Source organism: Vreelandella malpeensis (assembly GCF_020622355.1).
GTDB lineage: Bacteria > Pseudomonadota > Gammaproteobacteria > Pseudomonadales > Halomonadaceae > Vreelandella > Vreelandella malpeensis.
The window spans coordinates 108,421-133,018 of the sequence record NZ_WHVL01000005.1 but is presented as its reverse complement, the minus strand read 5'-3'; the positions used below and the strand labels follow the sequence as shown (position 1 = coordinate 133,018).

Here is a 24,598-nt window from a genome sequence, read left to right as displayed (position 1 = left end):
TTTCAGCCGAGGCCCGGTGCAAGCGCGGCCGTTGAAAGGGCGACAGCGGATTCAAAATCCGCTGTGGCTACAGACCTCTATAAGTTGATGTGGACTCAGGCATCGGGACAATTCACGATGCTATGGGTAGTCTTGCGAGGTAAGGGTTTACTCTCTAGAAATTCGGTCCCATTGATGCGCGTGGTAGCCTTTGTCACTTTCACAGCTCTCGCAAAGCAAAAACTCAGAATCTTCACTTCTGAGGTATGCTTCTAAAAGCTCCTCACCTTTTAGTCCTTTAGAACAACCGTTGTGGTGCCCCCCTGGATCAGTGACGCCTGAGCAATGATTCGAAAGGTAAGGATCTAACACCGATCTTTGTCTCGGCGATAGTGTGCTGATCCCCTCATCTATTGCTTTTCTAGCAATGCCTTCTGTCCCATGGAATTGAGCATTGTCAAAAATTCCATGATCCAGCTGGTGTTTCAATATGTTTTCATCGGTTCCCATGACTCTTCTCCATGAACACCCTTTTATCAATTATAAGCTGGGGTGTAGTCGCGGTTTGGTTGCTGACTACCAATAACCAATATAGTCAATGTAAGCATAGGAAGGGCCGAGAAAGTGGATAGTGGCGGTGATCCGCATGGCAGGCGCGACCGTGTTTGATGCTGCTGTGCACTCATAATCTCGTGCGCACCATTCACATGGCGCCCTCAGCTCTCAGGCGATACAATCCAGCAGGTATCAAATTTCAAGCAAACGCTATTCTGGGTAACAGGCTGGGTAACTAAGATAATGTCGATCATTAATACCAATGTTTTTCAGTCGTTTGGCGGCATTAGAGTGTTGATGATAGATAACAACCAATATCCACGATCAGGGAATAAAAAATGAAACTTACCTTTTTCCTAGGCTTTTCAGTAGCAATTTTGATGACGCCTTTATCTGCAAGCGCTCATCCAGGCGGCCTTGATGCAAATGGATGCCATGGTGGAAGCAGGCCTTATCATTGCCACCGCTCGTCTTCAGAAATGGTGAGAACCCAAAGCGGACATAACAGGTTGAGATGCGACTTGGGTAGCCGTTCAGCAGAGTGTGGTGGATCGTCTCATCGTGCAGCATCCTCCACATCGACCAGTTCCAGCTCGTACAGCAATGAAACTTTTCAGATGCAAACCAAGCTGCAAAGCCACTGCTCTGGGTTGAGCTCTAGCTTCGCTGATGGTCGATTCGGCCCCTCTACTGAGCGAGCCTTAAAGCGTTTTCAAGCAGCCTATGGCCTGGAGCCTGATGGTGTCTATGGGCCAAATACAGCCCACGCGCTTAACGAGCCTGTAAGCGGTGCTTGTACTGTAAACTAGCCCTTAAAGAATAGATTAACGACAGATCGCCTCACAAGGCACACCGTCATTGTCGCCATCTAGGCGGCCATTCCCGCACTGCAGGAGGTGGTAGTAAGCTTCCTCACAAGAGCTCATCTGGCCGCAGGTTTTCCGAGTCTCGCAGCTGAATCCAGTTAGGGCGCTGGGAGCTGAAGGTAGATTCTCCAGCACCGACGAAGGGGTCACCAGTTCTGGTGCTGGAGGCAGTTCTTCATCGGAGACGTGAGGATTACCGTTACCCTGGATGGCTGCGATCCGCCGGTTACGCTCGAGCTCCCAACTATCGACTGGATCCTGCGCCGCCCATGCGGTGAAGAGCTGCTGCTGCTGCCGACTGATTTGGATGCCATACGTGTCGCGCATGTACCAGTAGGTGCGAGCGATGTCGCCGCGGCGATTCGCTGGCGGCTGAAAAGCGCGCTCTTCGAACGACACTGCCGCATCGCAGGCCCCGTATTCATGAGCTGGTGAATTGACCATAGCGAACCTCATGTTGCTCCGGTCACCATTCACCTCACCGATCGCCGGGACCAGGTTATGTAGGTCGGCCTCCATCATCTGGAAAACCGGGTCTGTCCGCCTGCAGTTGTCACGCCCGCCCTGCTGCCAGCATTGCCGCTGTCGCCCGAAATCGTAGGCGGGCATAACGTGCTCCCATTCAATCCTGTTCGCGCGTGCGGGCTGCTTGCGAACCTCGTACCCGCAGCTATCCAGGTCGGGGCCGTGTTCAAAATCGAAGGTGCAGCCACAGTAAAACGTCTCGCTCTGGTCGTGGTAAATCTCGCGCTCAGCTATGCGTTTGGCAGCATTGAACGAAGAGGGCGGCGCCGCCTCGATTACCGAGGAGAGGGCCAGCGTAAGGCCTATGGATAGAGCTACTAAACACTTGATCATAGACTGAAAACTACCTTGTAACTATCTGATATTTATAGAGCGAATTGGCCGTATTGGTTGCCGCTAAAATGCAGCCATATCATTTTATAATCAATAGTTTATTGGTCTAAAGGCAGGGTAATGGGGTTGCAAAGGTCGCAGGTTCGAATCCTGTCACTCCGACCATTAAGAAAAAACCGCCGCTAACGGGTCATGCCGAGCGGCGGTTTTTCGTTTGCGTGTTAAAAGCCTTGTGTCGCCTCTGGCGAGGGCGGGCCTCACTCGTGGGGTTCGATCAGCGCGCGGTACTGCGCCGCGGGCAGGGCCTGCAGGTTCATGTAGGAAACGTGTACCGCCATTTCCGGCAGCGTGAAACGTGCGAGTTCATGGATCAGCGATAGTGCCAGGTCCTGGGTCGAGAGACTAGCCGAGACGCCCGGTGTCCAGCCATGCACGGTAACCGCGCGGGCGATGAGCACCTCCCGGTCCGATGTCAGATCGAATGCCGCGGACGCGTAGACGTGACGCCAGTGATCGCAGTAGGCGGCGATCAAGAATTCCCGAAAGGTATGGGTCAGCATGCGGTGAAGGGCTGTCGCGTCCTCGACGCCGGATTCCGGCAGATTGCTCTGTTCGCGCTGGCGCTGCTCGAGCGCGTCCCAACGTGCGTGGTAGGTGACCTTATCCAACGGTGAAGCCTTCTCGTCGAGAGTGGGGAGGCTCACTATAGCGAGAGGAGAGCCCTCCCCACAATGTTCTCGATACCGGCAACTATCAGAAGTGATCGCGAGAGTCGTCCGGACGGCGGCCAGTGCCTGGGCCAGGCGTACTCGAGGCCTGCCCCGGTCGCCGCTGCGCATTACCGCGATACTTGTCCCAGGCATTCTTGGCTTTCTGGCGGTTGGCGGGCTTGCGCAGCCAGTTGAACAGCGCCAGTAGAATCCACTTTCTCATGACAATCTCCTCGTTGTGCGGGTGAGAGAGCAAGGACATTGTGGTTCGATACACGCGCCTGAGCCGCGAGAGCGGTTCAGGCGGGTGGGCTCTACACCTGACTGGAGCGATGATCGGCAAGCGCGGTGGTCACCGCCTCTTCCCATTCGCCCGCGGTGATACCCCAATGCTCCATCTCCGCCTCGTCTGGCGCGCCTTCGGCGGCTTTCTCGAGCTCCTCCGGTGAGTAGGCCTCGAAGCAGTGCTTGGCGAAAGCCTTGGTCGGACCTTCGTGAAGTTGATCGATCATTTCCATGTGAACGTTTCTCCTTGGCTGTGGCAACCGCCTGGTGGCGGTCCACGTCAGTATAGCGGCTAAGCGAATGCCTCGCCTGCCGCTAGAAAACCTCGGTAATGATCTTCACGGCGATGCCCGCCAGCAGCAGCATGATGAGGTTGTCGAACCACACGTAAGGCAGGCGTTTGCCGAGTGCGGCGCCTAGCGGCATCGCCAGGGCGATCACCACGAACGCTGCCATGCTGTAGGCGGCAAGCTCCAGGGTGAGAATATTCGTCACCAGCAGCGCCGGAGCCTGTACCACGGTGACGGCGCCAAAGAACACCGAGATCGAGCCGATGTACACCCGCCGCTCGAGCCGCATGGCGTTCAGGAAGGTGATGGAGGCCGGCGCCGACATGCCCGCCGCCCCCTGCAGGATACCGGCGACGAACCCTACCGGCAGCACAAGACGCCGGGCCACGTCCATCGGCATCGCCATCTTGCGCTTAAGCAGCTTGATGACCAGATAGAGCACGATGGCGCCGGCCACGCCCAAAGATAAAAGATCGTGGGAAAGCGCCACCAGCCCCCAGGTACCGACCAGGATGCCCGCGCACCCTGCCAGCGAGAACGCCGCCAGAAAACGCAGTGGCAGCAGGTGGCGACGGTTCTGCCAGACCTGGATCAGATTGCTGAACAGATTCGATGCCAGCAGGACCGCAATCGCCGTCTGGACGTTGTAGAGCATGGTAAACACTGGTACCACGATGACCGGCACGCCGGAGCCGATCGCCCCCTTGACGATCCCCGCGATCAGCAGAGTGATAATGGCAATGAACACGCGTTGGTTCCCATGATGGTCCGCGAGAGTGAGCCCGGCACGCGGCCGGGCTGGTGAAGGTCAGTGCTCGAGAACGTAGCAGGGCGTGTAGGGTTGGCCGTCGAGCTTCATGCGCCCCTGGGCGACGAAGGAATCGAGCAACGCATCCAGGCGTGTCATCAGCTCGGGCTCTGCCGAGAGCACGAAGGGACCATGTGCCTTGATCGCGCGGATGCCCGGCTCCTTGACGTTGCCGGCCACGATCCCCGAGAACGCGCGGCGCAGGTTGGCGGCAAGCTCATGGGTGGGCTGGTTGCGGTGAAGCGCCAGGCTTTTCATGGCCGCATGGGTAGGCTCGAAGGGCGCCTGGAACTCGCGGTCGATATTGAGTCGCCAGTTGTAGTAGAAGGCGTCCTGATGCTCGCGGCGGAAGTGCGCGACCTCGTCGATGCCTTCGCGCATGCGTCGGGCGACAGCCACTGGATCGCCGGTGATAATGGTATAGAAGCGGCGCACCTCTTCGCCCAGGGTATAGACCAGGAACTCGTCGATCTTCTCGAAGTAAGCAGCGGAATCGGCAGGGCCGGTGAAAATCAGCGGAAAGGGCGTGGCGGCGTTCTTCGGGTGAAGCAGGATGCCCAGCAGGTAGAGGATCTCTTCGGCGGTGCCCACGCCGCCGGGAAACACGATGATGCCGTGGCCCAGGCGCACGAAGGCTTCCAGACGCTTCTCGATGTCCGGCATCACCACCAGCTCGTTGACGATGGGGTTGGGTGCTTCCGCGGCGATGATGCCGGGCTCGGAGATGCCCAGATAACGCCCGCCCTTGCGCCGCTGCTTGGCGTGGGCCACGTTGGCCCCCTTCATCGGGCCCTTCATCGCCCCCGGCCCGCAGCCAGTGCAAATGTCGAGATCGCGCAGGCCCAGGTGATAGCCCACGTCCTTGGAGTAGTCGTACTCCTGGCGGGAGATCGAATGGCCGCCCCAGCACACTACCAGGCTAGGATCGAGACCGGGCTTGAGCGTGCCCGCCTTGCGCAGGATGTGAAACACCGCGTTGGTGGTGCCTTCACCGGTGGTCAGGTCGAAGCGGTTATGGTGCTGGATCTCGTTGTAGATGTAGACGATATCGCGCAGGATCGACGACAGGTGCTCGCGGATACCGCGAATCATGTGCCCATCGACGAACGCCTCCGCCGGCGCGTTGGTCAGTTTCAGGCGGATACCGCGATCCTGCTGGAGCACCTCGATATCGAAGTCCTTGTAGGCTTCGAGGATCGCCAGGCTGTCATCAGAAGGATTGCCGCAGTTGAGCACCGCCAGAGCGCAGCGGCGCAGAAGATCGTGCAGGCCGGTCTGGGAGGTACTCTGCAGGCGGTTGACCTCCTGCTGGGAAAGCACCTCGAGGCTGCCTTCCGGGGAGATGATGCTGGACATCGTGGGGCGCGGGGCCTGCGGTTGATTCATGCGTGGGGCTATCCCTTTGGCTGGTGAGCGAGCAATGATTCCAGGCGTGACAAGCGTTTGCCTGCTGTCTCCTGCCTACTATCCCTTACCCTCGGCGCTTCGCGCAAGGCCACGGCGCCTGGCGGTTATGCTAATCTAGACCTCCGGGTGACCTCGCAAGCGGCGCCCGATGTTACTCTTGCCAGGCGCCTACCATGTTCAATGCTCACTACTTTCGAACCTTCATCACGCTGGTGGAAACCGGCAGTTTCACGCGCACCGCGCGCCGGCTGGAGATGACTCAGCCCGGTGTCAGTCAGCACGTTCGAAAGCTCGAAGGCTACCTGGACAAGACCTTGATCGAGCGCAAGGGCAAGAGCTTCAGCCTGACGGAGTCCGGCCGGCGCGCCTACGACTACGCCCTGAAGCTCTTCGCCGAGCACGAGCAGTTTCGCCACGCCCTGGACGACGATTCCATCGACAGCGGCGAGTGTCGCCTGGCTTCGCCGGGAAGCGTGGGGCTGATGCTCTATCCGTTCATTCTCGGCCAGCAGCAGATGCATCCCAACCTGACGGTCAGCTACAGCTTCGCCTTCAACCACGAGATCGTCGGCGACCTCCTCGACGGGCGCTACGACGTGGGTATCGTCACCGAAGCGGTGAAGCACCCCGATCTCGAGTGCAGCGTCTGGCATCAGGAACCGCTTTGCCTGGTCGTCCCGGCGGATTTCACCGGCAACACCCTGGCGGAGCTGATGGGATTGGGTTTCATCAATTACTACGATGGCATCAACCACGCCAATCATCTGCTGCGCGCCAATTTTCCGGACGAGTTCCGCTCGATGAGCCATTTTCGCCACCAGGGGTTCACTAACGAGGTGAGCATGGTGCTGGACGCCGTGGCGCGCGGGCTCGGTTTCACCGTGGTATCGCGTCTGGTGCTGGAAACCTCACCCTGGCAGCGCCAGGTGCGGGCGCTGGCGCTGCCGACCACGGTCGACGAGGTGCTTTATGTGCTGCGCCGGCGTGACGCCACGCTGCCCAAGCGCTACGAGAAGCTCTTGAACGGCTTCAAGGCACAGCGCCTGCAGGAAACCATGCTCTAGTTCGTTCAAGATGCCTGACCCACGAAAAAGCCCCCGCGACTCGGTCGCGGGGGCTTTGTTGTCACGGGAGACGGCGTCTTGTCAGGCCCGGTACTCGTCGATGCTCGGACAGGAGCAGATCAACTGGCGATCGCCCAGCACGTTGTCGACCCGGTTGACCGATGGCCAGTACTTGGCCGCCAGCACCGCGTCGCTCGGGAACGCCGCCAGCATGCGATCATAGGGGTGTTTCCACTCGGCGTCGGCCAGGTCGCGCTGGGTGTGCGGAGCGTTGACCAACGGATTGTCGTCCAGTGGCCACTCGCCGTTCTCGACCCGCTCGATCTCCTCGCGAATGGCGATCATCGCCTCGCAGAAACGGTCGATTTCATACAGCGATTCCGACTCTGTGGGCTCGATCATCAGCGTGCCGGGCACCGGGAAGGACATGGTCGGCGCGTGGAAACCGTAGTCCATCAGGCGCTTGGCGATGTCCTCCTCGGAAATACCCGAGCTCTGCTTGAGCGGGCGGATGTCGATGATGCACTCGTGGGCCACGGTGCCGTTCTCGCCGCGATAGAGGATCGGGTAGCTCGTCTCGAGCCGCTTGGCGATATAGTTCGCGTTGAGAATGGCCAACTGCGTTGCCTCGCGCAGCCCGCGGGCGCCCATCATCTTGATGTAGGCCCAGGAGATCGGCAGGATCGCGGCGCTGCCGAAGGCCGCCGCCGACACCGCGCCGCCCTCGGTCTTGACGCCCTTGATCGGCGTGACCACGTGGTTGGCAACGTAGGGTGCCAGGTGCGCCTTCACGCCGATCGGCCCCATGCCCGGGCCGCCACCGCCGTGGGGAATGCAGAACGTCTTGTGCAGGTTCAGGTGCGAGACGTCGCCGCCGAAGTCACCCGGGCGGGTCAAGCCGACCTGGGCGTTCATGTTGGCGCCGTCCACGTAGACCTGGCCACCATTGGCGTGGACTACCTCGCACACCTGGCGCACGTGGGATTCGAACACGCCGTGAGTGGAGGGGTAGGTAATCATGATCGCCGAAAGGCGCTCGCGATACTGCTCGGCCTTCTTCGTCAGGTCCTCGAGATCGACGTTGCCCAGGCGGTCGCACTCGACCACCACGACTTCCATGCTTAGCATGGCCGCCGATGCCGGGTTGGTGCCATGGGCGGAGCTCGGGATCAGGCAGACGTCACGATGACCCTCGCCGCTGGCGGCCTGGTAGCGGCGAATGGCCAGAAGCCCCGCGTACTCGCCCTGGGCGCCGGAGTTGGGCTGCATCGAGACGTGGTCGTAGCCGGTGATCTCGACCAGAAACGCCGCCAGTTCGTCGATCATCTGGTGGTAGCCCGCCACCTGCTCGCGCGGGGCAAAGGGGTGGAGCTTGGCGAACGCCGGCCAGGTGATCGGGATCATCTCGCTGGTGGCGTTGAGTTTCATGGTGCACGAGCCCAACGGGATCATGGCGTGCGCCAGCGACAGGTCCTTGTTCTCCAGGCGCTTCAAGTAGCGCAGCATCTCGGTTTCGCTGCGGTAGCGCTGGAAGGTGGGGTGGGTCAGGAAATCGCTCTCCCGACGGTAGGCGGCAGGAATGCCGCTGCGCTGGTCGGAAAGCGCCTTCTCTTCCAGCGTCGGCAGCGAAAGACCATGTTCGTCGCCGAGCAGCACGTCGAACAGGGCGGCCAGGTCGTGGGCGGTGGTGGTCTCGTCCAGGCTGACACCGATGTCGCCGCCCTCGAAATAGTGAAGGTTGATCTCCTGGGTCATCGCCCGGCCATGGATCTTGCCGGCGTCCACGCCGGTCAGGCGCAGGGTGTCGAACCAGCTGTCATTGGCCAGCGTCACGCCCGCCTGCTCGAGGCCCAGCGCCAGCAGCGTGGTCAGGCGATGGACGCGCGCGGCGATCTTCTTGAGCCCTTCGGCGCCGTGGTAGGTGGCGTAGAAGCCGGCGATGTTGGCAAGCAGCGCCTGGGCGGTACAGATGTTCGAGGTCGCCTTCTCGCGGCGGATATGCTGCTCGCGGGTCTGCATCGCCATGCGCAGCGCCGTGTTGCCACGGCTGTCCTTGGAGACACCGATGATGCGCCCGGGGATGGAGCGCTTGAGCTTATCAGAAGTGGCGAAGAACGCCGCGTGGGGGCCGCCGAAGCCCATCGGCACGCCGAAGCGCTGAGAGTTGCCCACCACGATGTCCGCGCCCATCGCACCCGGCTCCTTCAAAAGCACCAGGCTCAACAGGTCCGTCGCCACGCAGGTCATCACGCCGCGTTCCTTGGCCGTCTCGATCAGCGGTGCGAGATCGGTCACGGCGCCGCCGGCGCCCGGGTACTGCAGCAGCGCCCCGAACACGTCATGCTCGGTCAGGGTTTCGGCGGGGCCGGTCACCAGCTCGAACCCGAAACACTCCGCCCGGGTCTTGACCACGTCGACGGTCTGCGGAAAGACGTTGTCGGCCACGAAGAAGGCGTTGGACGTGCTCTTCTTGTTGGCGCGTTTGCAAAGCGCCATTGCCTCGGCCGCCGCCGTGGCTTCGTCGAGCAGCGATGCGTTGGCAAGCTCCATGCCGGTCAGATCCATCACCACCTGCTGGAAGTTCAGAAGCCCCTCCAGGCGGCCCTGGGAGATTTCCGGCTGGTAGGGGGTATAGGCGGTGTACCAGCCCGGGTTCTCCAGCACGTTGCGCTGGATGACCGCCGGCAGGTGGGTGTCGTAGTAGCCCTGGCCGATATAGCTCTTGGCCACCCGGTTCTGGCGCGCCAGCTGAGCAAGGTAGGTGAGCGCTTCGGCCTCACCCTGGGGCTCATCGAGGGCGAGCTCGCGGCCCAGGCGAATGTCGCCGGGCACGGTGCGCTCGATCAGCTCGTCGATGCGCCCAAGGCCGAGGGCATCGAGCATGGTGGCGACGTCACTGTCGCTCGGGCCGTTATGGCGTTGGATGAAAGCGTCGTGGTCGGCCAGTTCGGCCAGGCGGCGGGTTTCGAAGGGCATGGGAAGCTTCCGGACGTGATGGGACATACATGCAGAACGTAAAGGAAAGCGCCTGCCGATGAGGCAGGCGCTGAAGGATCAGTCGTCGGCGAGAGTGGCCTGATAACCATCGGCGTCGAGAAGATCGCCGGCGTCGTCGATGCTGGCGCGCACCTTCATGATCCAGCCGCCTTCATAAGGCGCTTCGTTGACGGTTTCCGGAGCGTCCTCGAGTGCTTCGTTGACCTCGACGACTTCACCATCGACCGGCGAGTAGAGATCCGAGGCGGCCTTGACCGATTCGATCACCCCGAACTCGCTCCCCTTGCTGACCGTCTGGCCGACCTCGGGAAGCTCGACGAACACCACGTCGCCCAGCGCCTGCTGGGCATGGTCGGTGATGCCGATGGTCACGGTGCCATCGGCGTTGTCCAGCACCCATTCGTGGCTCTTGGCGTAACGCAGGTTGGAAGGCAAGTTGCTCATGATATGTCCCCTAAACGATTATCTGGAACGGATGATACTAGCGCTTGTAAAGCCCGCTGGCGACTTCCGGACGGCGTGAATAATGGGCGCTATGGTACCGTGTTTCTCATAGGAAACAAATTTCTAGTTTGGCGTGATGGGTGGGGCTATCGTCGCTTGCGTTCACTCTTCACCGTTACATGGAACGCGCTGCTAGCGTTGGGCCCAAGGCCTTGCACGTGTGCGGGCAGAGAGGAAAAAAGCGCTCAGCCATGGCGAGCCAGCAAGCAAATGGTGTAAAACAGGGCAGTCGAGCGTGGCAGCACCACCCCGCGCTCGGGTTCTTATAAAAACGGCGAAAGAAGCGACCCTTCTGTCGCGGTAGAACAAGTCGGTACTCATCCAAGGTACCCATTGCCAAGAAAAGGGAAAGGAGAAGAGCGTGGAAACTGCGACGAATGTATTGGGAGCGATCAACGGGGTGGTGTGGGGCCCGTTGATGCTCATCTTGCTGCTGGGAGTGGGCATCTACCTCCAGGCGGGCCTGAAGCTCATGCCGATCCGCAAGCTCGGCATGGGCTTCAAGTTGATGTGGCAAGGCCGCGACGCCAAGCCTGGAAAGGCAAGCGTCCAGAAGGGCGACGATGGTGAGATATCACCTTTCAACGCGCTGATGACGGCGCTCTCGGCGACCATCGGCACCGGCAACATCGCCGGGGTCGCCACGGCGATCGCCCTCGGCGGGCCCGGTGCGGTGTTCTGGATGTGGATCACCGCGCTGGTGGGTATGGCGACCAAGTTCTCCGAGGCGGTCCTGGCGGTGCGCTATCGTGAAACCGACAGCACCGGCTACCACGTCGGCGGGCCGATGTTCTACATCAAGAACGGACTGGGCAAGAAGTGGATGTGGCTCGGGGCACTGTTCGCGTTCTTCGGCGCGGTGGCGGCCTTCGGCATCGGCAATACCGTCCAGTCCAACTCGGTGGCGGACGCCATGGATGCTACCTTCGGTGTACCGCACTGGCTCACCGGCGTGGTGATCATGGTGCTGGCCGGTGCGGTCATTCTCGGCGGCATCAAGCGGATCGCCAAGGTGGCGGGCAAGCTCGTGCCGATCATGGGCATCGCCTACGTGCTGGCCGGACTTATCGTACTGATCGTCAATGCCGGTCAGATCGGCGAGGCGTTCGGGCTGATCTTCTACTACGCCTTCAACCCCATCGCGGCGGCGGGCGGCTTCGCCGGTGCGGCGGTGATGGCGGCGATTCGCTTCGGCGTGGCGCGCGGCATCTTCTCCAACGAAGCGGGCCTGGGTAGCGCCCCCATCGCCCACGCAGCGGCGCAGACCAAGAACCCGGTGCGCCAGGGCTTGATTGCCATGCTGGGCACCTTCATCGATACCATCATCGTGTGTACCATCACCGCACTGGTGATCCTGACCTCCACGGTATGGCAGACCGGCGAGCAGGGCGCCTCGCTCACCGCGCTCTCCTTCGATGCGGCGCTGCCGGGCTTCGGTAACCAGATCGTCGCAGTGGCGCTGGCGATCTTCGCCTTCACCACGATCCTCGGCTGGTCGTTCTACGGCGAGAAGTGCTTCCAGTTTCTGTTCGGGACCCGCTCGATCATGCTCTACCGCGTGCTGTTCGTCCTGGCGATCCCGCTCGGTGCGATCGCTCAGCTCGGTTTTATCTGGCTGATGGCGGACACCTTCAACGCCATGATGGCGATCCCCAACCTGATCGCGCTGGCGCTGCTTTCGCCGGTGGTCTTCAAGCTGACCAGAGATTACTTTGCAGGCAGGGACGTTTTGCCCGGCGAAGCCCTGGACCACGATCAGTAAGCCCAGACGACATCCTCGGGCCGGGAAGCCGCATGCTTCCCGGCCCGTCTATTAACGGCGAGGATTGGATATGACGGAACTCAGGAAAACGCCGCTTCACGCGCTTCACCAGGCGCTGGGTGCCAAGATGGTGCCCTTTGCCGGCTATGACATGCCGGTGCAGTACCCGCTGGGCGTCAAGAAGGAGCACGAGCATACTCGCGCCCGCTGCGGGCTGTTCGACGTATCCCACATGGGGCAGATCACGGTGGCCGGGGCCGACATCGCCGCAGCACTCGAGACGCTGATTCCGGCGGATCTCGAGGGGCTCGCGCCGGGGCGTCAGCGCTATGGCCTGTTCATCCATACCGACGGCGGCATCATCGATGACCTGATGCTGGTCAACGCGGGAGATCACTTCTACCTGGTGGTCAACGCCGCCTGCAAGGATCAGGACATTTCGCATCTGCGCACCAACCTCGGCGCCACCCACCAGATCGAGGTGCTCGACCGTGGCTTGCTCGCCCTTCAGGGCCCCCAGGCGGTGGACGTGATGCAAAGGCTCTGCCCGGCGGCCTGCGAGCTGGTCTTCATGCAGCATGGCCGATTCGATATCGCGGGTCACGAGGTGTGGGTCAGTCGCAGCGGCTACACCGGCGAGGATGGCTTCGAGATCTCGGTGGCGGCAGGCGAGTGCGAAGCCTTCGCCAAGACGCTGCTCGACGAGCCGGAAGTAGAGATGATCGGCCTCGGTGCGCGGGATTCGCTGCGCCTGGAAGCGGGGCTGTGCCTCTACGGTCACGACATGGACATGCAGACCACGCCGGTGGAGGCGGGGCTGATCTGGGCGATCGGCAAGCCGCGCCGCCATGGCGGCGAGCGCGCCGGCGGCTTTCCCGGTGCCGATGTGGTGCTGCACCAGATCGACGCCAAGGACCACACACGCAAGCGGGTGGGGCTGGTGGCGGACGGGCGCGCGCCGGTTCGCGAAGGCGCGAGATTGGTCGACGAGCAGGGCGAGGAGGTGGGCGTGGTGACCTCCGGCGGGTTCGGGCCGAGCCTGGGCAAGCCGGTGGCGATGGGCTACGTCAGCCGCGAGTTCGAGACGCCGCAGAGCGTGGTCTACGCCGAAGTGCGCGGCAAGCGCTTGCCCATGACGGTGACCAAGACCCCCTTCGTGACGCCGGGCTACTACCGCGGCACCTAGTCAACCGCTTACGTACTCCCCATGCACCAAGGCCCCGGCGATGACCGGGGCCTTTGCGTTGGAGCGTTTACCGCCTGCGGTTAGCGCAGCACCTGGCGTGGATCGATCGGCTTGCCGGCCTGGCGCAGGTCGAACAGCAGGTCATGGCGGTTGGTGGCGCTGCTCTGGCCGACCTCGCACAGCGGCTCGCCGGCCTTGACGCTCTGGCCCACGCTGACCAGGATGCGCTCGCAGAAGGCATACACGCTTTGCAGGTTGTCGGCATGGTGGATGATGACCACCTGGCCGAGCTGGCGCATGCCGTCGGCAAAGCGCACCTCGCCCGGGGCGACGGACTGCGCTCGGGCGCCGGCCTGGGTCGCCAGCAGCATCGGTTGCAGCGTGCCTCGGCTGTCGGTGCCGAAGCGGCGAACGATACGATAATCCTCGAGCGGCCAGGGCCAGTTGCGCGCCGAGGCGGGTACGCTGGCGCTCGGCGTGGGGGCTGGAGCGGGCTTGGCAGAAGCTGGAGCGGACGCGCTGGAGCGGGCACCGGAAGAGGACGAGGAGCCGCCGCTCAACGGAACGCTGATCACCTGCCCCACGCGCAGCGCGGTGGGCGAGGTGCTCGGGTTGGCGCTCTGGATACGCCCAGACGTGGTACCGAAGTGACGCGCGACGCCGGAGAAGGTGTCGCCGGCGCGAATCTGGTAGCGGTAGGGCCCGCCGGAAGGCGCGCGCTCCTGCTGGGTGGGGATCAGCAGGCGCTGGCCTACCGCGAGGCGTTGGGCGTTGATACCGGGATTGAAGCGCTCGAGACGCTCGACGGGAACGTTCGCGCTGGCGGCGAGCTTGCCCAGGGTGTCGCCGCGCTTGACCTCGACCCACTGCCCGTTGACGGTGCCGACGCTTGCGCTCGCCGGGGCGCGCTGGGTCGAGGAGGGCGAGGAGCCGGCGCAGCCGGCGAGCACCGTCGCCAGTAGACAAAGGCAAAGCCCGGCGGCTAGTCGTGATCGGCCAGGTTTTCCAGCAGAGCGTCTTTTTCCTGCCAGAGTGAATTGATCCATGCGTGGAAGCGTTCCTTGTGCTGCGGTTGTTGATGGTAGTCGGCGGTATGCATCCACTCGGGGATCTCGATCAAACGGACGATGAGCGTGACCGGTGCTTCCTGCCCGCACAGAAAGGCCCAGAAGCTCGGCGACGGGCGGCTGTAGCAGAGGGTGGCGTCCAGGATACCGTCAAGCTGGCTGCCCAGAAGACCCAGTACCTGGGCGACACCGCCGGCCTTTGGCCTCAAGAGGTGCTTGAACGGGCTTTGCTGCGCGTCGCGCTTGGCGACGCTGAACCGGGTGCCCTCGACGAAGTTGTAGATCGAGATGGGCGCGTGGCGCGCCTGGCGGCACATGCGCTCGGTCGAATCCCTATCAATAGTAGCGAGCTTAGGATTTTTGGCAATCTGTTCGCGGCTGAAACGGCGCATGAAGGGAAATTCGAGCGCCCAGAACGCCAGCCCCACGATGGGAATCCAGATCAGCTGATGCTTGAGAAAGAAGCGTGGCATGGGCGTGCGCCGGTGCAGTGCCATGAACAGCAGAAAAATGTCGGTCCAGCTGCGATGATTGGCAATCACCAGCCACCACTGCTCCGGGGTGATGCCGTCGGGCACATCGATGGTGACCCTGGGCTTTAGCAGGCGCTTCATCCACCACAGGTTCAGACCGATCCAGTTCAGCGCCACCGCGCAGAGCCCGTCGAGCAGGCGCTGCTTGGCCCGCCGTCCGGGCACAACGACCTTCAACAGTGTCAGCAGTATCAGCGGCACGCCCCAGAAAAGGGTGCTCAGCGTGAGCAGCAAGATGCTCATGACACCTTTCAAGACCGGCATACCTTCTCTCCTCGTGATGGATGAAACCGTCGGCGGGCACTGGCCGTTTCGAGCCGAATGCTAAAGGATCGAGGCGTTCGTTCCCAGTAAATCCCGCTTGACGGTCCGGCCAGCGCTTTAATAAGTTGAGAAAAAAATTGATAACGGCGTTCAAGTTACCAACTATAAAGTTAGCAACTACAAAGTTATCAACTATATCAACTGACACGAAAGGCAAGCTTGCCGCTCACCCTTTGACTGTGCTCGATGCAGCGTAGTCAGCGATAACAAAGCGAGGCGACACATGGCAGGATTCGACAAGCGAGTCTCTTCCTACGAGGAAGCGATGGAAGGCATCGAGGACGGCATGACCGTTCTCGCCGGCGGGTTCGGGCTTTGCGGCATTCCCGAGAACCTGATCGGCGAGATCAAGCGCCGCGGCGTCAAGGACCTCACGGTGGTTTCCAACAACTGCGGGGTGGACGGGTTCGGCCTGGGTCTGTTGCTCGAGAAGCGCCAGGTCAGCCGCATCTACGCATCCTATGTCGGCGAGAACGCCCTGTTCGAGCAGCAGATGCTCGACGAGGAGATCGAGGTGGTGCTTACCCCGCAGGGGACGCTGGCCGAGAAGATGCGCGCCGGCGGCGCGGGCATCCCCGCTTTCTATACCGCCACCGGCTACGGCACGCCGATCGGCGAAGGCAAGGAAGTGCGCGAGTTCAACGGGCGCCACTATATCCTGGAGGAAGCGATCACCGGGGACTTCGCCATCGTCAAGGGGTGGAAGGCGGATCGCTACGGCAACGTCATGTATCGCCATACCGCGCAGAACTTCAACCCGCTGGCGGCTACCGCCGGGCGCATCACCGTGGTCGAAGTGGAGGAGATCGTCGAACCCGGCGAAATGGACCCGAGCCAGATCCATACGCCGGGGATCTACGTCGATCGCATCATCCAGGGCGATTTCGAGAAGCGTATCGAGAAGCGCACGGTGCGAAGCTGAGCTCACTCCACTGACTAAGAGGTAGTTACCATGGCGTTAACTCGTGAACAGATGGCGCAGCGCGTCGCCCGCGAACTCGAAGACGGCTTCTACGTGAACCTGGGCATCGGCATTCCCACTCTGGTGGCCAATTACATTCCCGACGGCATCGATGTGATGTTGCAGTCAGAGAACGGGCTGCTCGGCATGGGGCGCTTCCCCACCGAGGAGGAGCTCGACCCGGACATGATCAACGCCGGCAAGCAGACCGTCACTGCTCGGCCGGGCGCGGCGATCTTCTCCTCGGCGGAGTCCTTCGCCATGATCCGCGGCGGCCACGTGGATCTTACCGTGCTCGGCGCTTTCGAGGTGGACCAGCACGGCAACATCGCTTCCTGGATGATTCCCGGCAAGCTGATCAAGGGCATGGGCGGGGCGATGGATCTCGTCGCCGGTGCCGAGAACATCATCTGCACCATGACCCACGCCTCCAAGCACGGCGAATCCAAGCTGCTCGAGAAGTGTGAGCTGCCGCTGACCGGTGCGGGCTGCATCAACCGGGTGCTCACCGACCTGGCCTACCTAGAGATCAAGGATGGCGCGTTCATCCTCAAGGAGCGCGCGCCCGGTGTCAGCGTCGAGGAGATCAAGGAAAAGACCGCCGGCAAGCTGATCGTGCCGGATCATGTCCCGGAAATGCGCTTCGACTGAATCGATAGCCGTGAAGCTGCGAGGTAGCGTGATGCGTCACGCCATCTCGCAGCGGGCGTGGGCCGGCAGCAGCTCGTCGCAAAGCGGCACCGTCGACGCCGCTCCTCCCGGCTCCGCCAACGCCAGTCCGCCCAGGCAGAGTCGATGCTGATCGCCGTGACAGAAGGCCACTCTCTGCGGCATCGCCGGGTAGAAGCGGTGCTCTAGTGCCTTCGAGACCGAAAAGATGCCGTTGTAACGGTGCTGGTGTCCCGGCATCCCCGCGCCCGCGAGTGCCTGATCCAGAACGCCGATGGGCTCGCCGAGGGTGCGGCAATCAAAGCCTGCGTGGTGCACGCGCGGGCCCATCACCGAGAGCCACGCGGCCAGCGGATGCTCTTGCTCGAGCGTACAGTAGAGTGACCAGGAAGGCATCGGCCAGGGGCGACCCCGGCACAGCAGGTTGTGCCCCTTGCAATCCTGGGGGTGACACCGGTCGACGAGGGCTTCGAGCGCCTCGCGCGGGGCGCGACACAGCGTACCGAGCTTGAGCTCGACCAGCACTAGTGTACTGCTGTCTTCGGCGCGCAGAAGATGGATCATCAGGCCCTTGTCCGCCAGCGCGTACTGGGCCGAGGGGCTGTAGCCCATGCGGTGGAGCTTGCGCGTGAGCTCAACGGCGCTGAACGGGCCGATGTCGAGCGTCACCAGGGTGAGATAGTCCGCCCGCGTGCCGTGCCAGAGGGCGAGCCCGCCAAGCTCGGGGTGGGTATGGATGTAGTCAAGCCAGAGCTGCTGCTCGAATTCTTCGCGCTGCATCGCCAGTGTCCTTGCCGCCTGAAGCGGTCTTGTTGGGAAAATACCCTGTCAGTATAGGCAGCAAGGCGACACCGGGGTTCAATGGTGGATTAAACGCAGATGCTAGGCGAGCAAGCCGTGCTGGCGCACGTAGTGATCGAACTCGGTAAAGCCGCCGATGTGCGACTGATCGATGAATACCTGGGGCACGGTATGTATCGGCTTGCCGGCGGTCTTGGCGATGTCCTCCTTGGTCACGCCTTCCGAGGGCATGTCCACGTAGCGATAGCCTTTGATCTTGTGCGCGTTTTCGAGCTGTTCGGCCAGCATCTTGGCGCGTACGCAGAAGGGGCAGCTCAAACGACCGTAGATGACGACAAACATGATGACTCCTTGAAAGGCTGACGTGAAGGACGCGTGATCATGCATTGTCGCTCAGACAGCCAGCGTTGAACAATGATCCCGGACGAAGACCTGCCCAGGCGCAGGCGTTCTATACTGGGCATGTGCGATGAAGTCGTGAACCGCTTTTCTCTTCCCAAGAGGTCGATGATGGCAACGAAGACGGATACCACCCCGAAGGTAGCGCTGGTCACCGGGGCCGGTAGCGGCATAGGCGCGAGCGTGGTCGAGCATTTCTGCAGCCGCAGTATTCAGGTGCTGGCGGTGGATTTCAACGAGGCGGCACAAGAGGTAGCGAGCGAGCGGGGCGCTGCGTTCTTCAAGGCCGACCTGACCGACGGGGAGGCCTGCAAGGCAGCCGTGAATGATGCGATCCGGCGCTTCGGCCGGGTCGATATCCTGGTCAACAACGCCGGTATCCAGCACGTCAGTGCCATCGAATCCTTCCCTGAAGCCAAGTGGCGCTCGATCATGGATCTGATGCTGACCGCCCCGTTTCTGCTCACTCAGGCGGCGTGGCCGTCGATGCGTGAAAACGGCTGGGGTCGTATCGTCAACATCGCCTCCATTCACGCTCAGGTGGCTTCGCCCGGCAAGGCGGCCTACGTCACCGCCAAGCACGGCCTGATCGGGCTGACCAAGACCGCCGCGCTCGAAGGTGGCGAGCAGGGCATCACCGCCAACGCGATCTGTCCGGCCTATGTGAAGACCCCGCTGGTGGATAATCAGATTGCCGATCAGGCGAAGCTGCATAACATGGACGAGCAGGAAGTGATCGAGAAGATCATGCTCAAGGATGCGGCGATCAAGCGGCTGATCGAGCCCGCCGAAGTGGCCGAACTCGTGGGCTACCTGGCTTCCGACGCGGCAGCTTCGGTGACTGGTTCGAGCTTCAATATGGATCTGGGCTGGACAGCGCACTGAGGCGCTAGCGGCGCACCGGGCGTTTTTGCAGCTTGCGTTGCAGGGTGCGGCGATGCATGCCCAGCGCCCGGGCGGTCGCCGAGATATTGCCGTCGTGCTCCTGCAGCACTTTCTGGATGTGCTCCCAGGTAATGCGGTTGATCGACGGCGGGTTGTCCGCGAGCTCGATATCGGGGTCACCACCATCGTGGTCGAAAGCAGCAATCACGTCGTCGGCGTCCACCGGCTTGCACAGGTAGTGCACCGCGCCCAGCTTGATTGCCTCGACCGCCGTGGCGATGCTCGAGTAACCGGTCAAGACCACTACCCGGCAGTTGGGCACGATCTTGAGCAGATCCGGCAACAGCTTGAGCCCCGAGCTCTGCTCGAGCTTGAGATCGAGGGTGGCCATGGTAGGTGCGAAGGTGGCCGCCAGTTGCAGGGCCTGTTCGGCATCGTGGGCGACCTGCACGTCGAAGCCTCGCCGGGTCAAGGCGCGGCTCAATACGTGGCAGAAAACATCGTCATCGTCGACGATCAATAGGCGCTGGTCTTGAGTCTGCATGCTGTTCTCGCTGTAACGGATCGTTCGGTCAGGGGTCACTGTCTTTCTGGCGCGGCGCTTCTCGGCAGCGTCACTTCGGTCAGCGTTCCGCCCTCGGGATGATTGTAGAGGCTCACCCCGCCACCGAATCGATTGATCGTGGCATGGGTCAAGAATAGTCCGATTCCCATGCCCTTGCTCTTGGTGGAAACGAAGGTGTCGCCGAGCTGGTCGGCGATCGACAGGGCGATGCCGGGGCCGTGGTCGCGAATGTCGATGATCACGCTCTCCTCCTGCCAGTCCAGGCGAATGGCGACCTGCTCCGGGTGGGCATCGGCGGCGTTGTTGAGAAGATTGGTCAGGGCCTGGTCGAGGGTCGCGTCCACCAGCAGCCACGGTCGCCCGCGCCGGCTTGCGACGTCGAGCGAGTGGGTCACGTCCGGGCGAATCACCAGCCAGCGCTGGATGACGCTTGCCAGCCACTGCTCACCATCCTGCACCTCGGGCTCGGCCATTCGTCGACGGTCGGCGTTGGTGACCAGGTGCTGCAGGCGCGACTTGCAGACATCCACCTGCTGGCGCAGCAGTGCAATGTCGTCCTGCAGTGTCGAGTCCTCCGGTGCTTCGGCCTGCATCTCCTTGAGCAGTACGGCCATGGTCGATAGTGGCGTACCGAGCTCGTGGGCGGTGCCCGCCGCCTGGGTCGCTACGGCCAGCACTTGCTCGTTGCGAAGCGCCGCCTCGCGGGTACGCGACAGCGCCTTGTCGCGACTGCGCAGGGCGTGGGCCATCTTGTAGATGAAGAACGTCACCAGCCCCGCCGACAGGCCGAAGTTCAGCCACATGCCCAGCACGTGCAGGTTCAACAGGCTGTCGCTGTCGATATGACTCAACTGGGCGATGGGGTGGTAGTCGAACATCAGGAAGCTGTAGCCGCCCATCGCGCAGGCGGCGATGATCCAGGCGTGGCGCCAGGGCAGGGTGGCGGCGGCGATAGTCACCGGCACCAGGTAGTAGGTGATGAACGGGTTGGTCGAGCCGCCGGTGAAGTAGAATAACAGGGTCAGACCCGTGATGTCGGCCAGCAGGTGCAGCAGGTATTCGAGGTGGCTGACCGCTCGCGGGCGCCCCAGTCGCCACCAGGTGAGGATGTTGAGCGCGCCCATGGCGATGACCACGCTCACCACCGCCGTGACCTCGAGCTCGAAGGCGAGGATTTCCACGCCGACGATGATGGCCAGCAGAAAGCCGGTCCAGGTGATGCCACGCACGATGGTCAGGCGTACCAGATTGCGATTAGGCGTGGAGAGCGGCAGGGGCAGCTCGGGCTGGGCGGGGCTCATCGGGCGGAGGTCTTGACGCTGTGAATGACGAACTTGATGAACAGCGTCATCACGAAAGTGAGCCAGCCGGCGGTAGCCAGCAAATTGAAGACCAGTATCTTGGGCGGCAGCCACCGGCCCAGCAGCGCCTCGAGCAGGATGTGCGCCGCCATGGCGAGCAGCAGTGGCAGCGCCAGGGTATGGATCCACATGTCGGTGCGCCGCTTGCGCACGTGATAGCGGCGCAGCAGATAGCGCAAGGGCTTGTGCGCCCAGCTGAACAGCAGGACGGCGCCGACCACGAACAGCACGGCCAGGGTGGGTTCGGTGCTGCCCTTGTGCATCGAGACGCTGATCGACCAGGCCAGCGCCAGCCACATCAATCCTTCGATGCTGGTGAGAATGTCTGCGTAGCGCCTGACGTTTTGCATGGGCGACGGAAATCCTTCAACGGGTGACAGGGCGCCATGATACGACACTTGGAAAGCGCTGTGGACGACGGGGGCGGGATTTAGTGGCTCGATTCCTCCCGTGCAGCGTTTAGGTATACTAGCCGCCGTTGCTTACGAGCGCTTTCATTCCCGCTGACACAGGATCGACCGTGGACTCCATTACCTTGACCCGCCCCGACGACTGGCATCTTCACCTGCGCGACGACGACGTGCTCGGGGCCGTGGTGAACCACACCGCCGCCCAGATGGGCCGTGCGATCATCATGCCCAACCTCAAGCCGCCGGTGACCACCACCGAGCAGGCACTCGCCTACCGCGAACGCATTCTCGAGGCGGCCGACCCGGCTCACCGCTTCGAACCCTTGATGACGCTCTACCTCACCGATACCACGACCGCAGAAGAGATCGAGAAGGCGGTGGCCAGTGGCATGGTCAAGGCGGTCAAGCTCTACCCGGCCGGCGCGACCACCAATTCGGCCTCCGGTGTGACCGACATCGCGCATTGCGATGCGGCCATCGCGATGATGGCCAAGCTCGGTATGCCGCTGCTCATTCACGGCGAGGTGACTGACGGCGAGATCGACATCTTCGATCGCGAGGCGGCGTTCATCGAGCGTGTCCTCAAGCCACTACTGGCGCGCCATCCGTCGCTCAAGGTGGTGTGCGAGCACATCACCACTCAGCAGGCAGCGGAGTTCGTCGCCGCAGGGCCCGACAACCTCGCCGCGACTATCACTGCGCACCACCTGCTGTTCAATCGCAACAAGATGCTGGCTGGCGGTATTCGCCCGCACTACTACTGCCTGCCGATCCTCAAACGCGAGCAGCATCGCCAGGCGCTGTTGAAGGCCGCAACCAGCGGCAGCCCCAAGTTCTTTCTGGGCACCGACAGCGCGCCGCACGAAAAGGGCGACAAGGAGTCGAGCTGCGGCTGTGCCGGTGCCTACACCGCGCCGGTAGCGATCGAACTCTACGCTACTGCCTTCGAGCAGATGGGGGCGCTCGACAAGCTCGAAGCCTTCGCCAGCCTGAACGGCCCGCGCTTCTACGGCCTCGAGCCCAACGCCGACACCATCACCCTGGAGCGACGCGAGCAGACGCTGCCGGCGCAGTATGGCTACGGCAACGGGCTTTCCATCGTGCCGCTGATGGCCGGCGAGTGCCTGGCGTGGACAATGAAGCGCTAGAAGCGGGAAAGGAAGCAAGAGGCGTTCGCGCAGCGAGCGCCCTTGGGAAGTAAATGCTTGAGTATCGAGCGCGGCTTCGGCCGCGCTCGATGCGTTTCAGGCGCGAGCGCCGAGCTCGATCAGCATCTGATCGACCATGCGCGAAGAGTGCTCGGCCGCGATCTCGAGAAACTGCTCGAAGGAGAGGTGGTTGTCGCCGGCGCCGGGAATGTCGGAAAGCGCTCGGGTGACCACGAAGGGGCAGCCGTAGAGGTGGCAGGTCTGCGCGATGGCCGCCGCTTCCATATCCACGGCGAGCATGGCAGGGAACTGCGCCCGAGTGGCCGCGACCCGTTCGGGGTCCGCCATGAAGGCATCGCCCGTGGCGATGAGGCCTTCGCGCACTTTCACCTCGCCGAGCGTGGCGATCGCGCGCTTGGCGACATCACGCAGGCCAGCATCGCCAACGTAGGCTGCCGGCATGCCGGGCACCTGGCCGGGTTCGTAGCCGAACACCACTGCGTCGACGTCGTGGTGGCGCACTTCGCTGGAGATCACGATATCACCGATGTCGAGGTCCTCGGCGAACCCGCCTGCCGAACCGGTATTGATCACCGCCTCCGGGTGATGGCGCTCGAGCAGGAGGGCGGTGCCCACGGCGGCGTTGACCTTGCCGATGCCCGACTGCAGCACAATCACCTCGAGCCCGTGGCGGGTGCCGACATGAAAGATGAAGCCGGCATGTTCGATACGTTGAGCGTTTTCCAGCTGGCCTGCGAGAATGGCAACTTCCTGGGCCATCGCGCCGATGATTCCGATGCGTTGCACTCGGCATTACTCCTTGAAAAGCGTTGAAATGAGGTGGGCGTGGACCGGGTTGCTCAAGCGTCGTGGGCTTCGGCGGCTTCCAGAGTGTTTTCGAGCAGCGTGGCCACGGTCATCGGGCCGACGCCGCCGGGCACCGGGGTAATGAAGCTCGCCCGTTCCGCGGCGGCGTCGAAATCCACGTCGCCGACCAGGGTGCCGTCTTCGCAGCGGTTAATGCCCACGTCGATCACGATCGCCCCGGGCTTGATCCATTCTCCCTTGACGAGCCCGGGCTTGCCGACGGCGACCACCACCAGGTCGGCGCGACGCACGTGCTCTTCCAGGTTGCGGGTAAAGCGGTGGCAGACCGTGGTGGTGCAGCCGGCCAGCATCAGTTCCAGCGCCATGGGGCGCCCCACGATGTTGGAGGCTCCCACTACCGTGGCGTCGAGCCCGCGTACCTCGAGGCCGCTCTCGTCGAGCAGCGTCATGATGCCCTTGGGCGTACAGGGGCGCAGGGCCGGCAGGCGCTGGGCAAGACGACCGAGATTGTAGGGATGAAAGCCATCGACATCCTTGCCGGGAACGATGCGTTCGAGAATGGGGCCGGCATCCAGGTGTTCGGGCAGCGGCAGTTGAACCAGGATGCCGTCGACCTGGGCGTCTTCGTTCAGGCGATCCACCAGGGCTTCGAGTTCGTGCTGGGAGGTGTCGTGAGGGAGCTGGTGCTGGAACGACAGGATGCCTGCCTGATCGCAGGCGCGGTGCTTGTTGTTGACATACACATGAGACGCGGGGTCGTCGCCCACCACCACAACGGCTAGTCCGGGAGCGCGGATGCCGGCCTGCTGACGGGCGGCGGTCTTCTCGGCAACGCGGTGACGGACGTTAGCGGCGATGGTCTTGCCATCGATGAGTCGGGCGTTCATGTAGTGAGTCCTATGGAGTTTGGAAGCGAATCGATCCGGCGCTGCGCGGCTGCGGCACTGACCGATGTGCAATTTTCGCATGTTGGGCCTGACAGGCAAAGCCACGATGCCCGCACGGGCTTTAAGTGTTGACTTTAAAATTAAAATCAGTAGTATGTGCCTCGCTTGAGACGGGCCAGGCGGTAGCGTCCAAGGCGAGTAATCGGGATGTAGCGCAGTCTGGTAGCGCGCCTGCTTTGGGAGCAGGATGTCGGGGGTTCGAATCCCTCCATCCCGACCATCTGCCTTTCGCGAAGGGCGACGGTCAGCTTTTCCCGACGTCAGCTGTGGTCAAGTGCTCATCGGTGTTCGGCGGCAGGAATGCTTCATGTGCGCCCATAGCTCAACCGGATAGAGCAACGGCCTTCTAAGCCGTAGGTTGCGGGTTCAAGTCCTGCTGGGCGTGCCACTCATCGTGGCCGCTGATGAACGCAAGTGGCAGGTGTGGTA

The 24,598-nt window shown here is 62.3% G+C and carries 26 protein-coding genes and 2 tRNA genes; 10 read left to right on the top strand and 18 right to left on the bottom strand.

Translation table 11 applies throughout. The annotated features are described in order from the left end of the window. Window positions 1–147: 147 nt before the first annotated feature. Window positions 148–489, bottom strand: a complete 342-nt coding sequence (locus tag GEV37_RS12435) for a hypothetical protein (RefSeq protein WP_227390576.1) — start codon at window positions 487–489, stop codon at window positions 148–150. A 383-nt stretch (window positions 490–872) separates the two neighbouring features. Here GEV37_RS12435 and GEV37_RS17105 point away from each other — a divergent pair, with 383 nt between their 5' ends. Continuing rightward, window positions 873–1,343, top strand: coding sequence for a peptidoglycan-binding protein (locus GEV37_RS17105; RefSeq protein ID WP_422822638.1), 471 nt, complete (start codon window positions 873–875; stop codon window positions 1,341–1,343). 15 nt (window positions 1,344–1,358) lie between these two features. On the opposite strand, the gene GEV37_RS12425 is transcribed toward GEV37_RS17105, so the two are convergent. The 6 genes from GEV37_RS12425 to ppnN form a co-directional block, all read right to left on the bottom strand. Further along, on the bottom strand, window positions 1,359–2,258 hold the full coding sequence (locus GEV37_RS12425; RefSeq protein WP_227390575.1) for an endonuclease: 900 nt from the start codon (window positions 2,256–2,258) through the stop codon (window positions 1,359–1,361). 257 nt (window positions 2,259–2,515) lie between these two features. Next, window positions 2,516–2,926: a hypothetical protein gene (locus GEV37_RS12420; protein WP_227390574.1), complete on the bottom strand. Its 411-nt coding sequence runs from the start codon at window positions 2,924–2,926 to the stop codon at window positions 2,516–2,518. An 85-nt stretch (window positions 2,927–3,011) separates the two neighbouring features. Further along, window positions 3,012–3,191 carry a hypothetical protein gene (locus GEV37_RS12415; RefSeq protein ID WP_227390573.1) on the bottom strand — a complete coding sequence of 60 codons (180 nt, stop codon included), beginning with the start codon at window positions 3,189–3,191 and terminating at the stop codon, window positions 3,012–3,014. A 91-nt stretch (window positions 3,192–3,282) separates the two neighbouring features. Then, window positions 3,283–3,486 (bottom strand): hypothetical protein, encoded by a 204-nt coding sequence (locus GEV37_RS12410; protein ID WP_227390572.1) that lies wholly within the window; start codon window positions 3,484–3,486, stop codon window positions 3,283–3,285. Between the two features lie 82 nt (window positions 3,487–3,568). After that, window positions 3,569–4,291 carry a sulfite exporter TauE/SafE family protein gene (locus tag GEV37_RS12405; RefSeq protein WP_227390571.1) on the bottom strand — a complete coding sequence of 241 codons (723 nt, stop codon included), beginning with the start codon at window positions 4,289–4,291 and terminating at the stop codon, window positions 3,569–3,571. A gap of 60 nt (window positions 4,292–4,351) precedes the next feature. After that, window positions 4,352–5,737, bottom strand: coding sequence for a nucleotide 5'-monophosphate nucleosidase PpnN (gene ppnN, locus GEV37_RS12400; RefSeq protein WP_275951406.1), 1,386 nt, complete (start codon window positions 5,735–5,737; stop codon window positions 4,352–4,354). Between the two features lie 194 nt (window positions 5,738–5,931). Between ppnN and GEV37_RS12395 the strand changes: the two genes are divergently transcribed. After that, window positions 5,932–6,822: a LysR family transcriptional regulator gene (locus tag GEV37_RS12395; protein WP_227390570.1), complete on the top strand. Its 891-nt coding sequence runs from the start codon at window positions 5,932–5,934 to the stop codon at window positions 6,820–6,822. 81 nt (window positions 6,823–6,903) lie between these two features. Here the strand turns inward: GEV37_RS12395 and gcvP are convergent, their stop codons facing one another. Together gcvP and gcvH are read right to left on the bottom strand one after the other, a co-directional pair. Beyond that, the gene (gene gcvP, locus GEV37_RS12390) at window positions 6,904–9,798 is read right to left on the bottom strand and encodes an aminomethyl-transferring glycine dehydrogenase (protein ID WP_227390569.1); all 2,895 of its coding nucleotides are present in this window, start codon (window positions 9,796–9,798) and stop codon (window positions 6,904–6,906) included. A gap of 78 nt (window positions 9,799–9,876) precedes the next feature. Continuing rightward, window positions 9,877–10,263, bottom strand: coding sequence for a glycine cleavage system protein GcvH (gene gcvH / locus GEV37_RS12385; protein WP_227390568.1), 387 nt, complete (start codon window positions 10,261–10,263; stop codon window positions 9,877–9,879). A 421-nt stretch (window positions 10,264–10,684) separates the two neighbouring features. Between gcvH and GEV37_RS12380 the strand changes: the two genes are divergently transcribed. Next, complete coding sequence (locus tag GEV37_RS12380) at window positions 10,685–12,085, top strand: alanine/glycine:cation symporter family protein (protein WP_227390567.1); 1,401 nt, start codon at window positions 10,685–10,687, stop codon at window positions 12,083–12,085. A gap of 70 nt (window positions 12,086–12,155) precedes the next feature. Beyond that, window positions 12,156–13,271 (top strand): glycine cleavage system aminomethyltransferase GcvT, encoded by a 1,116-nt coding sequence (gcvT, locus tag GEV37_RS12375; protein ID WP_227390566.1) that lies wholly within the window; start codon window positions 12,156–12,158, stop codon window positions 13,269–13,271. Between the two features lie 80 nt (window positions 13,272–13,351). On the opposite strand, the gene GEV37_RS12370 is transcribed toward gcvT, so the two are convergent. Together GEV37_RS12370 and GEV37_RS12365 are read right to left on the bottom strand one after the other, a co-directional pair. Next, window positions 13,352–14,317 (bottom strand): LysM peptidoglycan-binding domain-containing protein, encoded by a 966-nt coding sequence (locus tag GEV37_RS12370; RefSeq protein WP_338035129.1) that lies wholly within the window; start codon window positions 14,315–14,317, stop codon window positions 13,352–13,354. After that, window positions 14,254–15,135, bottom strand: a complete 882-nt coding sequence (locus GEV37_RS12365; protein WP_227390565.1) for an acetyltransferase — start codon at window positions 15,133–15,135, stop codon at window positions 14,254–14,256. The genes GEV37_RS12370 and GEV37_RS12365 overlap by 64 nt, the downstream gene beginning before the upstream one ends. A 283-nt stretch (window positions 15,136–15,418) precedes the next feature. Between GEV37_RS12365 and GEV37_RS12360 the strand changes: the two genes are divergently transcribed. Both GEV37_RS12360 and GEV37_RS12355 read left to right on the top strand, forming a co-directional pair. Beyond that, on the top strand, window positions 15,419–16,117 hold the full coding sequence (locus GEV37_RS12360; RefSeq protein WP_227390564.1) for a CoA transferase subunit A: 699 nt from the start codon (window positions 15,419–15,421) through the stop codon (window positions 16,115–16,117). 30 nt (window positions 16,118–16,147) lie between these two features. Then, window positions 16,148–16,807 (top strand): CoA transferase subunit B, encoded by a 660-nt coding sequence (locus GEV37_RS12355; RefSeq protein WP_227390563.1) that lies wholly within the window; start codon window positions 16,148–16,150, stop codon window positions 16,805–16,807. A gap of 36 nt (window positions 16,808–16,843) precedes the next feature. Here GEV37_RS12355 and GEV37_RS12350 read toward each other — a convergent pair whose 3' ends face one another. Beyond that, entirely contained in the window at window positions 16,844–17,605 is a 762-nt protein-coding gene (locus GEV37_RS12350; protein ID WP_227390562.1) for a VOC family protein, read from the bottom strand. A gap of 102 nt (window positions 17,606–17,707) precedes the next feature. Further along, window positions 17,708–17,968, bottom strand: a complete 261-nt coding sequence (locus GEV37_RS12345) for a GrxA family glutaredoxin (protein WP_227390561.1) — start codon at window positions 17,966–17,968, stop codon at window positions 17,708–17,710. 168 nt (window positions 17,969–18,136) lie between these two features. Here GEV37_RS12345 and GEV37_RS12340 point away from each other — a divergent pair, with 168 nt between their 5' ends. Next, window positions 18,137–18,910 carry a 3-hydroxybutyrate dehydrogenase gene (locus tag GEV37_RS12340; RefSeq protein ID WP_227390560.1) on the top strand — a complete coding sequence of 258 codons (774 nt, stop codon included), beginning with the start codon at window positions 18,137–18,139 and terminating at the stop codon, window positions 18,908–18,910. Window positions 18,911–18,914: 4 nt separating this feature from the next. On the opposite strand, the gene GEV37_RS12335 is transcribed toward GEV37_RS12340, so the two are convergent. From GEV37_RS12335 to GEV37_RS12325, 3 genes are read right to left on the bottom strand one after another with little or no spacing between them, the layout of a single operon-like run. After that, a complete protein-coding gene (locus tag GEV37_RS12335; protein ID WP_227390559.1) occupies window positions 18,915–19,454 on the bottom strand; it encodes a response regulator transcription factor in 540 nt (179 codons plus the stop codon). Between the two features lie 35 nt (window positions 19,455–19,489). Next, window positions 19,490–20,776 carry an ATP-binding protein gene (locus GEV37_RS12330; protein ID WP_227390558.1) on the bottom strand — a complete coding sequence of 429 codons (1,287 nt, stop codon included), beginning with the start codon at window positions 20,774–20,776 and terminating at the stop codon, window positions 19,490–19,492. Then, complete coding sequence (locus GEV37_RS12325; protein WP_227390557.1) at window positions 20,773–21,186, bottom strand: hypothetical protein; 414 nt, start codon at window positions 21,184–21,186, stop codon at window positions 20,773–20,775. Before GEV37_RS12325 ends, GEV37_RS12330 begins: the two co-directional genes overlap by 4 nt. 170 nt (window positions 21,187–21,356) lie before the next feature. Between GEV37_RS12325 and pyrC the strand changes: the two genes are divergently transcribed. Beyond that, window positions 21,357–22,394: a dihydroorotase gene (pyrC, locus tag GEV37_RS12320; protein WP_227390556.1), complete on the top strand. Its 1,038-nt coding sequence runs from the start codon at window positions 21,357–21,359 to the stop codon at window positions 22,392–22,394. Window positions 22,395–22,490: 96 nt separating this feature from the next. On the opposite strand, the gene mtnN is transcribed toward pyrC, so the two are convergent. Then, the gene (gene mtnN, locus GEV37_RS12315) at window positions 22,491–23,201 is read right to left on the bottom strand and encodes a 5'-methylthioadenosine/S-adenosylhomocysteine nucleosidase (RefSeq protein ID WP_227390555.1); all 711 of its coding nucleotides are present in this window, start codon (window positions 23,199–23,201) and stop codon (window positions 22,491–22,493) included. Window positions 23,202–23,254: 53 nt separating this feature from the next. Further along, on the bottom strand, window positions 23,255–24,109 hold the full coding sequence (folD, locus tag GEV37_RS12310) for a bifunctional methylenetetrahydrofolate dehydrogenase/methenyltetrahydrofolate cyclohydrolase FolD (RefSeq protein WP_227390554.1): 855 nt from the start codon (window positions 24,107–24,109) through the stop codon (window positions 23,255–23,257). Window positions 24,110–24,312: 203 nt separating this feature from the next. Here folD and GEV37_RS12305 point away from each other — a divergent pair. Both GEV37_RS12305 and GEV37_RS12300 read left to right on the top strand, forming a co-directional pair. Next, window positions 24,313–24,389, top strand: a tRNA-Pro gene (locus tag GEV37_RS12305). A gap of 91 nt (window positions 24,390–24,480) precedes the next feature. Further along, window positions 24,481–24,557: transfer RNA gene (locus tag GEV37_RS12300), tRNA-Arg, on the top strand. Window positions 24,558–24,598 lie beyond the last annotated feature (41 nt).